We start from the raw sequence: 13467 nt of genomic DNA, 5'->3' as shown, positions 1-13467 counted from the left end.
TTAGCCTCTGAAATTTTGAAACGATTGATATACTTATTTTTCATCGCTGTAATCATAACTTGAAGCTTTTTTATTTGAGCTTAAGTTGTCTTGAGCCTAAAACAAATATATGATACATTCTTTAATTGTCTCAAAAGAAATTTAAGAAATTACGAAGTATTTTTTACTTCGTTAAGCCTCTTGTCCCTTTGCAAGAAGCCTTGATTTAGAGGCGAAAAGACGCTGGGCTTTGCAAAATTTCTCGTGCTTGTGTGAATAGAATTTTGCAAGAAATTCGCATTTTAATAGCCAAAAAGCGTGAAAAAATCAGCAAAACGAAGTTTCTTTAGAAAATGAGTGGTTGAGGTTAATGAGAGTTATTTTTTACTTCGTTTCGTCTTGCAACTGCCAGTAGAAGGAGCAAAAAGGGTGCGTGGTAAGCATGTGTGTGGGGCTGAAAACGTCTGTGTTTTTACTTCGTTAAGCCTCTTGTAACTGAAAGCAAAAGATTTGCTAAAACGCAACGGCTACATTTATACGCTCAATCATTGCTCTGTCAAAGAACTATTGTCTATTATAAGGGATTTTGCAGATCTAGAAAATGCCACAATTTTAGGCAAGTTTCAAAACTTATGATGACTTGGTTGATTTTTACTTCGTTTTACTCACAACTTCGCTAAGTATGGCAAGGGGAGATTTGAGTTTCTTCGCTGCACTTAGCATGATAATTTTTGTTTTTGTCATTCTAAGCCTTCGTAAAAAGCAAAGAAACTCTTTTAGAATTTTGAGATTCTTCGCTGTCGCTTAAAATGACAAAATTTTATAAATTTTCTAAAAAATTCACACCTTTTTAAAAATAGCACAAAAATCAAAGAAATTCACGGAATTTTGCCCTTTTTGGTTTATTTGTTTATGAGTGCGATTTCATCGGCGTTGAAATCATAAAGGGCATAGACTAATGTGTCGATTTCTTGTTCGAGTTTGCTTATCTTGTCATTTCTTGCCAAAACTTCGCCTTGTAAAGCCCCCTCGCCTTGATAGATGGAGTTTGCCTTATTTAAAACCCCCTTCCATGCGAAGGGGGTTTGGGGGGGTGGGTCATTGCGAGGCAAAGCCAAAGCTTTCCATAAACCTTGTCATATTGAGGGCAAAGCCCGAAGTATCTCAGATTCTCAAAGTGAAGATTCTTTAGAATATAGAGATTCTTCGCTTCACGCTATGCGTTGCACTCAGAATGACAATATAAAAGAAGATTCACAAATTTCACAAAATGATAATTTTGCCAATACAAAATCTACCCACCCCCTAGCCCCCTCCGCACCATGCTAAATGACGGCAAAACTACAAATGTCTCAAAGACAAGAAGCTCATACAGGACTATCGATTTACTACCCCTTGTGGTAAAAGAGCTTGAAAATAAGGCGAAAAGCACTGATAGTGGCTTTTTATTTAAAAGTCCTGTGAAAAAATTAAGGGCTGAATTTTATGCCTTGCAAGAAGAGCTAAACATTACGCCCAAACGCAGACTTTATGATACAAGGCATAGCTTTGCTAGTGTAATGCTCTCAAAGGGCGAAGAGCCTATGTGGATAAGTAGGGTTATGCTAGAGCCTTACTGAAACATTTAAGGTTTATGCGAAATACCTGCCAAAGAATGTAAATGAAATAGTTTTTTGAAAGATATGGAGTTTTAACTAACTGTGTGTGGTAAATTTAAATGGTGAGTGAAGCTTTAAGGCTAAATTTGCCACTTCTCTTTGTAAGGGTGGCAAAAAATTCAAAAATATGGTAAAATAGCCATAGAGAAAGGATAGAAAATGAACCCTAAATCAATAAAAGAGCCAATACTGCTTTACCTTAAAGAGCTAAAACCCAAACTCGCAAAAGAGGGTATCACTGAAATAGGGCTTTTTGGCTCATTTGCCAAAGAGGAAGCGACTATATATAGTGATATAGATATTTTTGTGAAAACGACAGATGAATTTCGTAAAAAACATTTAGGCTTTAAGGGTTTTTCTTTTTTGGAAGATTTAAGACAAGATATAGCAAGACATTTTCGCAAAGAGGTTGATTTGTGCAATATAACAGGCTTTAATGATGAAAGAAAAGCCAAATTCCTTAAAGGTGCGATTTATGTCTAGCGAAAAAGCTTTAAACCGAGTAGAAACTATGCTTGAAAGCATACAATTTATAGAGTAGATTTGCGAAGAAAATGGCGGAGTGATAAAAGCACTAGAAGACAGAAAATCAACTCGTCCAGCCATTACTATGCACTTAATATCCATACAAGAGCAAATTCAAAAACTCCAAGATAAGAAAGAAATACACATTATAAAATCTTTGGCAAATTACCATTTAAAAGGGCTTGCCGATACAAGAAATGCAATCGCACACGATTATGAAGGACTAGATTTAGGACAATTAGAAGACACAATCCGCTTTGATTTACCAAAACTTAAAGATGAACTCAAACAAATTTTAAGCCAAAACAAAACCAAAAATTCACAAGACGCATTAAAAAAAGAACTTAAATATTACGAAAACAACAAAAACTCATTCTATGAAGACGCCAAAATAAAACAAGAAAAGCTTATACTTAAAATTTACAATGAACTCAAAAATAAAGGCGAAGAAATAGATAAAAAAAGCCTTAAAATCATTAAAACTATCCAAAAAGAACATTCTAAAAGTAGATAATCCTATAAATTCTTAACTCATCACGCCATTTCTCTTAAATTTCAGCCCTTTCAAACAAACTAGGCTCATAAGCTATCTTTGCCTCAATTACATTTTTAAAATGCTCATAAAGCTCATATCCTACAAAGTCTCTTTTAAGCTCTCTTGCTACTTTTAAAGTCGTTCCACTACCTGCAAAGCAATCAAGCACTAAATCCCCCACAAAGCTAAACATTTTTATTAAGCGGTAAGGTATTTCACTTGGCATTACCTTAGGGTGTAAAGCCTTGTCGCTTTTATTTGGCGGTGTAATATCCCAAATGTGCTTTGTGAATTCAAGCCATTCACTTTGAGTGAGTTTGCTTTGTTCTTTACGCTCTTTTGACACCTCACAAGGCTTGCCGTCCTTGACATAAATGCTTATGAATTCGCTTGTGTTTTGGCTGTAAAAATTGCGTGGATAAGGATAAGAGCCAAACATTAAAGCCTTTGTCCTGCCATGATAGGTTCTATTCCAAATATAAGTATCATAAAGAAAAAAGGGCGTTTGACTTAAAATGCTATTTTGAATGTCGGCGTTTAAATCATAAATGTGGCGATTGTAATGCGTTTTGAGTGTCTTTTTAGGTATAGGCATAAGCGGAGTGTTTATGCAGAGCTTGCCATTAGGCTTTAACACCCTAAAACACTCTTTCCACACAGCTAACAAAGCCTTTATAAACTCATCATAATCCTTAAAAGCCCCAAAATCTTGCCTTTTATTGTCATTTTTTAATGAATAATCCTTTATGTTAAAATAAGGAGGACTTGTGATGATTAAATCCACGCTTTTATCATCTAGCTCGTGCATATTTGTGCTTGTGTGATAAAAGACTTGGTTTATCGGGGTGTTGTGAATTTGACTTAAAGTCCTTGTGTTTGCCTTTTTATTTATCTTCGTTTTGTCTTTTGATGAACTCACCCCAAAGCCAACCCCACCAACACATACCACAAAACAAAACTAAAATTATGATTGTGGCAATAAGCTCATTAGCATTCATATTTGTTCCTTTTTGTTTAAATTTTTAAGCAAGATCCACTCGCACTAAATTTTCACACATTTGCTTAAAAATCATTGTTTAGCCTTTCTCTATGCCATTTTGTTTAAATTCAAGTGTATTCATTGCCTTTATCCTTTCTCATCATCTCCCCCTTTTTAAATTCTTATCCTCATAAGCTTGCATTTTTTTACAAAGATTAAGGCTCTTGTCTAATTCTTTATCATCTACAAAGCTATCAAGCTTATGCACAAAAAACATTAATTTATCCTTTGCAAACAAGGCTTTATTAAGATATTTTCCTCTTGCCTCAGTTAAAATTGTGTTGTGATTTTTTAAAAAATACCTTATAGGCTCATTTAACTTAGTCTCTACGGCTAATTCTAAGTCTTTTTTGTCAAAGTCTTTGTTTAAATTTAAAAGCTTAAAAGCCATTAAATCATCATTAAAATCTTTTAAAACAGGCTTTTTAAGCTCTATTTTATGCTCCTTTAAAGCCTCTTTTGCTTTTTGTGTGAAGTTTTGTCCCTTTTTGTCATTATCAAAGCCAAGCACAATAATTGAATTTTCACTCATTTTGCTAAGATAATTTAAGGTCTCAAAGTGGCTTTGAGTAATTTGTCCATTTGTAGAACAAAGCAAGGTATCCTCGCTTTTAAAACCTCCTAATTCATAAAGACTTAAGCTATCAATGATACTCTCACACAGTATGATATTTTTAATCTCAGCTTGTGTCCTTGCTTTTAAGTATCTCTAAACCCTTTTTGCCATAGCAAAGCTGTTTTATAAGGGCGTTTTCATCTTTTTTATAAATGGGGTATTGTAAATACTGCATAAAGGTGCATTGATTTACAAATTCAATGGTGTCTAAATTGTCATATTTACTGCTAGCATTTGCACTCATAAGCGGAATTTTTGCACTATATTCTTCGCCACAGCTAAAATGACAAGGTGAATTTTAAAATTCTAGCTTTATGATAAAGGATTATTTTTGCTAAACTCAAGCGCACTTATGGGTTGAATGTAAGCTTGGTTTTTTAAATAAAAATGTTTTAATATTTTGCAAAAAAGCTTTGGCTGTGAATTTTTTGAAAATAAGTGTAAATTGATTTAAGCTTGAAGTTAAGGCTCTTAAATTCAAATCCTCTCAAATTTGTAAAACACTTTCAAGGCTCTAAAATTCCTCAAGGCTTTTTCAATGACCTCAAATTCCTTTAAAATCCCTCCCAAGAACCCAAATTTATAACTCCCCCCAACCCACTCATTTTTTTAAAAGCCTTTCAAAGCCCACTTAAAGCCCCTTCAAAGCAAATTCATAAAAGTATTTTCACTTCCTTTCAAAAAGATCTAAAATTCAAGCTCTCATTTGCAAAGCCTTTAAAGTCCCTCAATTTACTTTAAATCTCTCAATTTTCTCACATTTTGTACCCTCAGTGCCTTCACACCACAAATTCGCTACGCATACAAAACCCCTACTCTCGTAAACCCTCACACTGAGTGGGGGGTGTAGATTTGCGCTTTTTTGAAATGCTTTTAAAGAAATTTGAGAGAGGGAGGTGAGTTGAAAGGTATGAAAGTTTAAATTCACAAAAACGACTATCCTTAAATTCAACCCCTTAAAAGGCAAAAAAACACTTCAAGTTTCTTTGAATTTTTCTTAGATTTAAGCAATAAAACTGTTTAAAACGCTTAAAAAAGGATTAAAATCGCTTATGTAACTTATAAACGGTTTAAATTCAAAGGCTGTGAATTGCAAACGGCTGAAATTCAAAGCTTGTGAATTGCAAACTGTTTAAATTCAAAGGCAGGTAAAATTTTTAAAGCAAATTCTTTATATAAAACTTCCAAAAAACCCTTCACAAAAAAGGCAAGGAAAATTTTTTATATAAAATTTCAAAAAGCTCTTCACAAAAAAAAAAAAAAAAACGATTTAGAATTTGTCATATTAAATCAAGGAGACACAATGGAAAAGAGCTTATCTGTTCGTAAGCAGCTTGGCTTTGGCTTTGGAGTGCTGGTGCTTGTTATACTTGTCATAGTTATAATAGGCTATATAAGGGTTAGCTCTGTTTCTGATGCCCTTGTTGAGCTAAGAGAGATAAACCCTCAAAAAAGTAGATACGCTATCAATTTAAGAGGTGCTGTGCATGACAGTGCCATAACTTTAAGAGATCTTATGCTAGTAGATACTGAAAAAGATCTGCAAACTGCTCTAGGGCATTTAAAAGAACTAGAAACTCAGTACATAGAAAACACCAAGTCCTTGCAAGGAATTTATAATGATCCTTTGATGTTTGATGAAAAGGACAAGCAGCTTTTTAATGCCATTCATAATATCTACTTAAAAGCTGATCCAGATGTTAAAAAATTTATGCAAGATCAGCTTTCAAACGGACAAAAAGAAGCAAGGGATCTTTTGAATATGAGTCTGAGACAGGCCTTTGTTGATTGGCTTAGGGCGATCAATGATTTCTTGGACTATCAAGAGGAAAAAAATATAAGAGCAAGTGAGTTAGCAAAGTCCAACATCTTTGCCTTTTTAAGCCTAAATTTTTACCTAGCTGCCATAGGAGTTATCATAGCCCTAACCGTAGCCTTTTATATAATCAAAAGCCTTATGAAGATCCTTGGGGCTGAGCCTGTGCTAGTAGCAAAGATAATGAATACCTTATCAAAGGGGGATCTAAGATCGGTAATTGACACAAACAATCCAACTTCCTTGCTAGGAGGGGCTGCGACTATGCAAAATAACCTAAAAGGTATCATTGTAAATTTAATCAAAAACGCTCAAGAATTAAGCCAAAAGGCACATTTGGTGTCTGATTCATCAGAAAAAGCTAGCGAGGCAAGCAATGAGCAAATGCAACTTTGTGAAAACATAGCAAAGCTAGTAGAAAATGTATCTGTTTTAGCCGATCAAATAGCAAGCATAGCCTCACTAACAGAGGAAAACTCCTCAAAAAATGCCACTCTTTCAGCCAAGGGAAAAGAAGCCGTGCAAGAGGTGTCCTTAGAGATGGAAAAGATCTCTCAAACCCTAAATGAAAGTAGCGAGCAAATAAGCTCATTAGAAGCAAATTCGCAAAAAATCTCTGATGCTATGCAGTTAATCAAAGACATAGCCGATCAAACAAATCTTTTGGCACTAAATGCAGCCATAGAAGCAGCAAGGGCTGGGGAGCAAGGAAGAGGCTTTGCTGTGGTGGCTGATGAGGTTAGAAAATTAGCAGAAAAAACCCAAGATGTTACTACTGAAATCTCAGCTATGATTCAAGTTGTGCAAGAAGGCACTGCAAATAGTGTCCTAGCTATGCAAACAGCAAACCCTCAGGTGCAAAATGGGCTAAATTTAATACACGAAGCAACTGAGATCTTAGAGCAGATAAACACAGGGGCAAACAACTCCTTTGCCAACACAAAAGAGGTCTCAGATGCCTCAAAAAAGCAAGTTTCACTAATGGAGGAAATATCCAAGGACATACATTCCTTGCATGAGCACTCAAAAGAAACAGCAAAGCTAATGCACGAAAACTCAAGCACCTCAGATCAGCTAGAAACTATCTCAAATACGCTTAAAGATTACACTGCTAATTTTAAGGTGTGAATTTTTTAAAAGGGCTTGAAGTTATGGCTTTTTAATGAATTTTTAATGGCTTTTAATGGCTTTTAATGGCTTTTGTGGGAGGGCTTTTTTGAGTGGCTTTTGAATTTAGGGCTTGTTGTGAATTTTGACGATTGATACTTTTAGCTGAGATAATTAGATCTAAAAGCTTGGTAAAATCGATCTTAGTATATATTTTTGCCCTACATTTGAAAACGAACATTTAGGCAATTTTTGGAGTGTTTTTGTGCTGACATTTGCGTGAGCAAAATCGCTGTTTTGTGCAAGGTTTCTCGCCCTTGCGTGAATAGAATAGTGCAACAAATAAGGCTTTTAACCCTTAAAGAGTGCGAAAAAATCTCAGCGGTGAAATCGAAGAGGGTGAAAGTTATTTTTTGCTTCGTTACACTCGCAACTGCAAGCAGAAGGTGCAAGACATGTGCGTGGCAAGCGTGGGCGTGGAGCTGGCAAAAAAACGCCTGTGTTTGGTATGTTAAAACGCGATCACACGAGTTTATACACAGGTCGTCAAACACTGCTTCGCCAAAGAGTTGCTACCTAGGACTTTTTAGAGCTTAAAGAAAGTGAAATTTACAGCGACAGCTGGAAAGCCTCGACGGCTTGGTGGATTTTTTGCTTAGTTTTACTCGCAACTTTGCAAGAAGGAGCAAAGGCACATTACAGAGTAAAACATGCCAAATTTGAGTGTGCAAAGGGACGAAATCACATAAACGGCATAGAGAATTTCTGAGGATTTGCGAAGTTTCGTTTAGCGAAATTTAGAGGCATAAAAAAAGAAAATTTTGTCCTTCATTTAAAAGAAACAGAATTAAGACGAAAAATTTGGGACAAAATCTTTATCAAATTTTATTAAAGTTGATAAGGGAAAATCCTATTAGAGTATCTTGAGCCTTAACTTTTTTAAAAAACATCAAGCTTAAATCAAATTTATCATCCTAAAAGTAGCTAGAAATTTTATTAAAAAATGCCAGAAATTAAAATTATAAACACTCACTTAGCTGCGTGAAACTTTTAAACTTCTTTGCCACAAAGGACACCACAAAGAGCTGGGCAACTTGATGCTTAAAAAGCCAAATTCAAGCCACTCTTAGCAAAGGGCTTAATGTGCAAACAAGCCCCCTACTTCCACCCCTCGATATAGTTTTTCAGCTTCCTACCTACCTTTGGGTGTTTTAGCTTTTTAATCGCTGAGCTTTCTATTTGTCTAACTCTTTCGCGGGTTACATTAAGTTCCTTGCCTATTTCTTCAAGCGTTCTATCGCTTTCATCGGGCATAAGCCCAAAACGCATTTGTATCACAGCCTTTTCTCGATCATTTAGTTGCTCTAAGACCTCATCGATCTGATCTTTTAGATCATTTCTTAGTATATGATCCATTGGAGACAGCGAGCCTCTATCCTCGACAAAGTCTCCAAATTTGCCATCATCCTCACTGCCTATGGGTGCTTCAAGGGAAATGGGTTCTTTGGTAATTTTAATTACTTGCTTTACCTTATCCACACTTAGCCCCACTTCCTTTGCGATGAAGGATACATCGGGTTCCTTGCCGTTTTTTTGTATGTGTTCTCGCACGATTTTATTTATCTGATTTATGGTTTCTATCATATGAATGGGTATGCGGATGGTGCGAGCCTGATCTGCTATGGCACGGCTTATGGCTTGGCGAATCCACCAAGTCGCGTAGGTAGAGAATTTGTAGCCTCTTTTATACTCAAACTTATCCACAGCCTTCATAAGCCCTATGTTGCCTTCTTGTATTAAATCTAAAAATGGCAATCCACGGTTCGTGTAACGCTTGGCTATGCTTACTACAAGTCGTAAATTTGACTTTGCCATTCTGCTTTTTGCAGCATCTGAGATTCTTTTTCCCCTTTTGATCTGCTCTAAGATCTCTTTTAATCTATCCTTTTCTAGATCAAAGCCTGTCTTACTTGCCTCTTTGGTCTGAAAAAGCTTTTTTATGTCCATATAGGTGCTAACCATAGTGGTTTCTAAGCAAAGCTCTATAATCTCATCCTTACTTAGTTTTGTGATGTTTTCTAGGATCTGTGCGTGGCGAGATTTTAGCTCATCGCTAAACATAGGAAGACGGTATTCAAGCCTTTTAAGTTCCTTTGCAAACTCATCATCGCTTTTTAAAGCCGTTTCCATAGACTTTACGATTTCGGTTATAAGCTTTGAAGTGGGACCCAAATCCATCAATTTTTCTTTTAAAATGTTTTTCTTAAAGGCTATGATGAGCTTGTTTAAAAGCTCATTGTTTTCAATTTCTTTGAAATTCTGAGCCGTTTTTAGCCACTCCTTTTTAGCCTTTTCAAGAGCCTTGAATTTTTCCATAACCTTCTTTGTTCTAGCATCATCTTTCTTGTTTATGGGAGCTTGGCTTTCTCTTTTTGAGCCCTCATCCTCGTTTTTTATATCATTTTGTGCTTCAAGCTCGTAGTCCTCTTCTAAATCTCCTTCAAAGTCAAGCTGTTCCTCATCCTTTTCCTCATCATCAAAGCTTCTAAAAAGCTCCTTCACCCTTCTTTCTCTATTTATCAAAGGCTCTCTATAATCAAGTATAAAGTCTATTAGATAAGGCACAGAACAGAAAGCATCAATTATAATGTCCTCTCCAAGCTCGATCTTTTTTGAGATCTCAACCTCCTCATCCTTACTTAGCAAAGAAATTTGTCCCATCTCCCTTAGATACATCCTCACAGGGCTATCTGATCGGCTCCATTCTAATAAATCATGCTCACTAGCTAGATCAAAATCCTTCTCAAGCCCTATGCTTTGAAGCTTTTGCTTTTCCTTTTCCCTTTGCTTTGCCTCTGCCATATTTCTCATTTGAGCTACCTCGGCTGAGGAATACAAGCTGACCTTGTATTTTTTGCATAAATTTTCTATCTTTTTGGCTGTGCTTGAATTTGGAGCCTTTGGCAAGAATTTAACTAGTTTTTCGTAGGTTGCGTAGTCTTTGGCGTTTGATTTGAGATACTCTTCTAATTCTTTTTCTGATTTTATCATTATTTTTCCTTGAAATTTAAGTTTTTGATTATATCGACTTTTATTTCACAGTTATTAAATAAAATAATAAATTTTTGCCAATTTTGGGCTTTAAGCTTTAGGATTAAATGCTATAATTGTTAATTCATTTTATCAATGAGGCATAGTTAATGAAAAAAACCATCCTAACCCTACAAGCACAAAAAGACAAAAATGAAAAAATTACAATGATAACAGCCTATGAGTATTCAGCCGCAAAGCTTTTGGATCAGCTTGGGGTGGATATGATCTTAGTTGGCGATTCCTTAGGTATGGTGGTTTTGGGCTATGAGGATACTTTAAGTGTTAGTATGAAGGATATGATCCATCACAGCAAGGCAGTAGCAAGGGGGGTTAAGGAGGCTTTTATAGTGGCTGATCTTCCCTTTATGTCCTATCAAGCAAGCATAAAAGAGGCTGTAAAAAATTCAGCCAAGCTTTTGAAAAAAGGTAGGGCAAATGCTGTGAAGCTAGAAGGAGGAAGCACCTATTTACCTCATATAAAGGCTATAAGCGAGGCTGGAATTCCTGTGATGTCTCACTTAGGACTAACCCCTCAGTTTGTAAATGTCCTAGGTGGCTATAAATTACAAGGAAATGACGAATTTAAGGCAGAGCAAATGATCCAAGATGCCAAAAATGCCCAAGAAGTAGGAGCCTTTGCTGTGCTTTTAGAGTGTGTGCCATGGCAGTTAACACAAAAAATCACTGAAAAATTAACAATACCTGTTATCGGCATAGGAGCTGGGAAATTTTGCGATGGACAGGTGCTAGTGTGGCACGATATACTAGGCTTTAATCTTGATTTTAAGCCCAAATTTGTAAAAAACTTTAGCGATATAAGCGAGGGCTTAAAAGCCTTTATACAAGAAGTAAAAGAGGGTAGCTTTCCTGATAAGGCACATAGCTTTAATGCTAGCAAGGAGTTACTAAACAAGCTTTATTAGCTAGTTAAAGTTTATTAAATGCTTGTTTCGATAAAGAGTGCTATGTCATTAAATGCTTGTTTCGATAAAGAGTGCTATGTCATTAAATGCTTGTTTTGATAAAGATTGTCTTGTCCTTGAATGCTTTGTTGGACAAAAACTGCCAAGCCATTTAGTGTTTGTTTTAAGAAAGATTGCCGTTCTTTTTCATTTTAAAAGAATAAAATTCAAGGCAAACAACTTGAATTTAAATCCTTAAAATTAAAAAAGGGCTTTGTTTTCACGGTTAAATAAACTTAGGCAGTAAAATTAAATATTTTTTGATAAGATTGAAAATTTAAATGCTGAATTTACCAACAGCCCCCTCCGCAAGGTAGGGGGAATCTATAAGAATCATCCTCCGCAAGGTAGGAGGAATTTGTGGAATCATTCTCCGCAAAATTAAAAGCATTTATGAAACTTATTGAAGTTATAAAAGAATTTAAACAAATTAAAAAAATAAAAGGAAGCGCCGTGCTGGTTATTAAAGAGATAAAAGAGCTTAAAAAGATAGTTAAAAAGTGGAAAAAACAAAATTTTACAATCTGCCTTGTGCCAACTATGGGCTATTTACACGAGGGACATCTAAGTTTAATGAAAGCTGCTAGAAAGAACAAAAAAGCCAAGCTCATAGTAAGCATCTTCGTAAATCCTATGCAATTTGGAGCAAATGAGGATCTAGCTACATATCCAAGGGATCTTAAAAAAGATAGAGCCCTTTGTAAAAAAGAAGGGGTTGATCTTATCTTTGCTCCCTCTGTAAAGCAGCTTTACCCTACAAACTTTAAAAGCTTTGTTGATCTAAACTCACTTACCGATAAACTTTGTGGGGCAAGTAGAAAGGGGCATTTTAGAGGGGTTTGCACTGTTTTAACCAAGTTTTTTAATATCATAACTCCCAACAGGGCTTATTTTGGACAAAAAGACGCCCAGCAATTTGCCATTGTAAAACAAATGACAAAGGATCTAAATATGCCCATAAAACTTAAACTATGCCCCATCATAAGAGAAGAAGACGGACTTGCAAAAAGCTCAAGGAATGTGTATTTAAACAAAGAGGAAAGAAAGGCTGCCCTAGTTCTTTCAAGGGCTGTTTTCTTAGGACAAAGGCTAATTGAGGGTGGAGAAAGAAGGACTAAGACAGTTAAGGATGCCATGCTTAATGTTTTGCAAGAAGAGAGCCTAGCTAGGATAGATTATGTAGAGCTAGTTGAGGCAAATACCATAGAGGAGTTAAGTAGCATAAAAGGCGATGTTTTAGGAGCTGTGGCTGTATATATAGGAAAAACAAGGCTTATAGATAATTTTTTATTAAGAGGCATAAAATGACCATAACTATGCTAAAGGCTAAAATTCACAGAGCCACAGTAACAGAGGCGAGGCTTGATTATGTAGGCAGTATAAGCATAGATGAAGAGCTTTTAAAAGCAAGTGGGATCTTAGAGTATGAGAGGGTGCAAGTTGTTAATATCAACACAGGGGCTCGCTTTGAAACCTATGTCATAGCCACTCAAAAAAGGGGTGAAATTTGCCTAAATGGCGCAGCTGCAAGGCTGGTGGAGCGTGGAGATAAGGTTATCATAATGGCTTATGTTGGCTTAGAACAAGAAGATGCTTTAAAATTCAAACCAAAAATAATCCTAGTTGATGAAAAAAATGCCATTTCAAAGATAGCCTTTTATGAAAAACACGGTGAGCTTTGCTAATTTGATTGAAATTCACAAAAAAGCAATTTTAAAATATCTAGAATTTACTATGAAAAACATGGTTTGCTAGTTTTACTGAAATGCGTAAAAAACTGTCTTAAACTACTTAAATTCAGACACACTTCAAGGCTTTTAAATTCACAAAGACAAAGTATGACATTTCAAAGGCTTTTTAAAAAGTTTTGTCATTAAGGCTTTGAAATTCACAAATATAAAATATGATATTTAAGAGGCCTTTTTTAAAAGCTTTTTAAAGTCCTTTGTAGCAAAGAGGCTTAAAAAAAATTCACGCAAATAAGTGAGATTTTATAATTTTAGGCTCAATTAAACTTAAACCAAAGGGTTTTTAAGTGAAGTCCTATGAAAAACAAAGATTCGTTTCTGAATTTCGCAGATATAATTTAGGGAATTACGAAGCATTTTTTTGCTTCGTTACACTCGCAACTTTGCAA

General features: G+C 35.5%; 18 protein-coding genes and 2 pseudogenes. 13 read left to right on the top strand and 7 right to left on the bottom strand.

Annotated elements, in window-relative coordinates; genetic code table 11:
- Positions 1 to 336 precede the first annotated feature (336 nt).
- Positions 337 to 474: a hypothetical protein gene (locus tag DMC01_RS13710; protein ID WP_185908875.1), complete on the top strand. Its 138-nt coding sequence runs from the start codon at positions 337 to 339 to the stop codon at positions 472 to 474.
- A 15-nt stretch (positions 475 to 489) separates the two neighbouring features.
- Positions 490 to 615 carry a hypothetical protein gene (locus DMC01_RS16055; protein ID WP_282432305.1) on the top strand — a complete coding sequence of 42 codons (126 nt, stop codon included), beginning with the start codon at positions 490 to 492 and terminating at the stop codon, positions 613 to 615.
- A gap of 266 nt (positions 616 to 881) precedes the next feature.
- On the opposite strand, the gene DMC01_RS10805 is transcribed toward DMC01_RS16055, so the two are convergent.
- On the bottom strand, positions 882 to 1091 hold the full coding sequence (locus tag DMC01_RS10805; protein WP_142694226.1) for a hypothetical protein: 210 nt from the start codon (positions 1089 to 1091) through the stop codon (positions 882 to 884).
- Here DMC01_RS10805 and DMC01_RS10800 point away from each other — a divergent pair.
- From DMC01_RS10800 to DMC01_RS10785, 4 genes are all read left to right on the top strand, one after another.
- Entirely contained in the window at positions 1081 to 1308 is a 228-nt protein-coding gene (locus DMC01_RS10800; RefSeq protein ID WP_142694225.1) for a hypothetical protein, read from the top strand. The genes DMC01_RS10805 and DMC01_RS10800 overlap by 11 nt on opposite strands.
- Positions 1302 to 1598, top strand: a complete 297-nt coding sequence (locus tag DMC01_RS10795) for a site-specific integrase (RefSeq protein WP_142694224.1) — start codon at positions 1302 to 1304, stop codon at positions 1596 to 1598. The genes DMC01_RS10800 and DMC01_RS10795 overlap by 7 nt, the downstream gene beginning before the upstream one ends.
- Before the next feature lie 198 nt (positions 1599 to 1796).
- Positions 1797 to 2120 (top strand): nucleotidyltransferase family protein, encoded by a 324-nt coding sequence (locus DMC01_RS10790; RefSeq protein ID WP_142694223.1) that lies wholly within the window; start codon positions 1797 to 1799, stop codon positions 2118 to 2120.
- Between the two features lie 79 nt (positions 2121 to 2199).
- Positions 2200 to 2676 (top strand): HepT-like ribonuclease domain-containing protein, encoded by a 477-nt coding sequence (locus DMC01_RS10785; RefSeq protein WP_142694222.1) that lies wholly within the window; start codon positions 2200 to 2202, stop codon positions 2674 to 2676.
- A gap of 34 nt (positions 2677 to 2710) precedes the next feature.
- On the opposite strand, the gene DMC01_RS10780 is transcribed toward DMC01_RS10785, so the two are convergent.
- From DMC01_RS10780 to DMC01_RS10765, 4 genes are all read right to left on the bottom strand, one after another.
- On the bottom strand, positions 2711 to 3505 hold the full coding sequence (locus tag DMC01_RS10780; RefSeq protein ID WP_142694228.1) for a DNA-methyltransferase: 795 nt from the start codon (positions 3503 to 3505) through the stop codon (positions 2711 to 2713).
- Positions 3506 to 3836: 331 nt separating this feature from the next.
- Positions 3837 to 4400, bottom strand: coding sequence for a toprim domain-containing protein (locus tag DMC01_RS10775; protein WP_282432306.1), 564 nt, complete (start codon positions 4398 to 4400; stop codon positions 3837 to 3839).
- Between the two features lie 16 nt (positions 4401 to 4416).
- Positions 4417 to 4596 carry a hypothetical protein gene (locus DMC01_RS10770; RefSeq protein WP_142694220.1) on the bottom strand — a complete coding sequence of 60 codons (180 nt, stop codon included), beginning with the start codon at positions 4594 to 4596 and terminating at the stop codon, positions 4417 to 4419.
- 483 nt (positions 4597 to 5079) lie between these two features.
- A complete protein-coding gene (locus DMC01_RS10765; RefSeq protein ID WP_142694219.1) occupies positions 5080 to 5304 on the bottom strand; it encodes a hypothetical protein in 225 nt (74 codons plus the stop codon).
- Positions 5305 to 5655: 351 nt separating this feature from the next.
- Here DMC01_RS10765 and DMC01_RS16825 point away from each other — a divergent pair.
- A pseudogene (locus DMC01_RS16825) lies at positions 5656 to 6174 on the top strand (MCP four helix bundle domain-containing protein); the annotation flags it as partial.
- A 135-nt stretch (positions 6175 to 6309) separates the two neighbouring features.
- Positions 6310 to 7296 (top strand): methyl-accepting chemotaxis protein, encoded by a 987-nt coding sequence (locus DMC01_RS16820; protein ID WP_427846125.1) that lies wholly within the window; start codon positions 6310 to 6312, stop codon positions 7294 to 7296.
- A gap of 52 nt (positions 7297 to 7348) precedes the next feature.
- Here DMC01_RS16820 and DMC01_RS13705 read toward each other — a convergent pair whose 3' ends face one another.
- Positions 7349 to 7516 carry a hypothetical protein gene (locus DMC01_RS13705; protein WP_185908876.1) on the bottom strand — a complete coding sequence of 56 codons (168 nt, stop codon included), beginning with the start codon at positions 7514 to 7516 and terminating at the stop codon, positions 7349 to 7351.
- A gap of 11 nt (positions 7517 to 7527) precedes the next feature.
- On the opposite strand from DMC01_RS13705, the pseudogene DMC01_RS10755 reads away from it, so the two are divergent.
- Positions 7528 to 8202: pseudogene (locus DMC01_RS10755) on the top strand (IS1595 family transposase).
- A gap of 231 nt (positions 8203 to 8433) precedes the next feature.
- Here DMC01_RS10755 and rpoD read toward each other — a convergent pair.
- On the bottom strand, positions 8434 to 10326 hold the full coding sequence (rpoD, locus tag DMC01_RS10750; protein ID WP_427846124.1) for an RNA polymerase sigma factor RpoD: 1893 nt from the start codon (positions 10324 to 10326) through the stop codon (positions 8434 to 8436).
- A gap of 149 nt (positions 10327 to 10475) precedes the next feature.
- On the opposite strand from rpoD, the gene panB reads away from it, so the two are divergent.
- From panB to panD, 4 genes are all read left to right on the top strand, one after another.
- A complete protein-coding gene (panB, locus tag DMC01_RS10745; RefSeq protein ID WP_142694217.1) occupies positions 10476 to 11291 on the top strand; it encodes a 3-methyl-2-oxobutanoate hydroxymethyltransferase in 816 nt (271 codons plus the stop codon).
- A gap of 52 nt (positions 11292 to 11343) precedes the next feature.
- Positions 11344 to 11529, top strand: coding sequence for a hypothetical protein (locus DMC01_RS10740; protein WP_142694216.1), 186 nt, complete (start codon positions 11344 to 11346; stop codon positions 11527 to 11529).
- 254 nt (positions 11530 to 11783) lie between these two features.
- A complete protein-coding gene (panC, locus tag DMC01_RS10735) occupies positions 11784 to 12638 on the top strand; it encodes a pantoate--beta-alanine ligase (protein WP_142694215.1) in 855 nt (284 codons plus the stop codon).
- Complete coding sequence (panD, locus tag DMC01_RS10730) at positions 12635 to 13015, top strand: aspartate 1-decarboxylase (RefSeq protein WP_142694214.1); 381 nt, start codon at positions 12635 to 12637, stop codon at positions 13013 to 13015. The genes panC and panD overlap by 4 nt, the downstream gene beginning before the upstream one ends.
- Positions 13016 to 13467: the final 452 nt, after the last annotated feature.

The organism is Campylobacter troglodytis (genome assembly GCF_006864425.1).
In the GTDB taxonomy this organism is placed as follows: Bacteria; Campylobacterota; Campylobacteria; order Campylobacterales; family Campylobacteraceae; genus Campylobacter_D; species Campylobacter_D troglodytis.
This window is presented reverse-complemented; position numbering and strand designations above follow the sequence as displayed.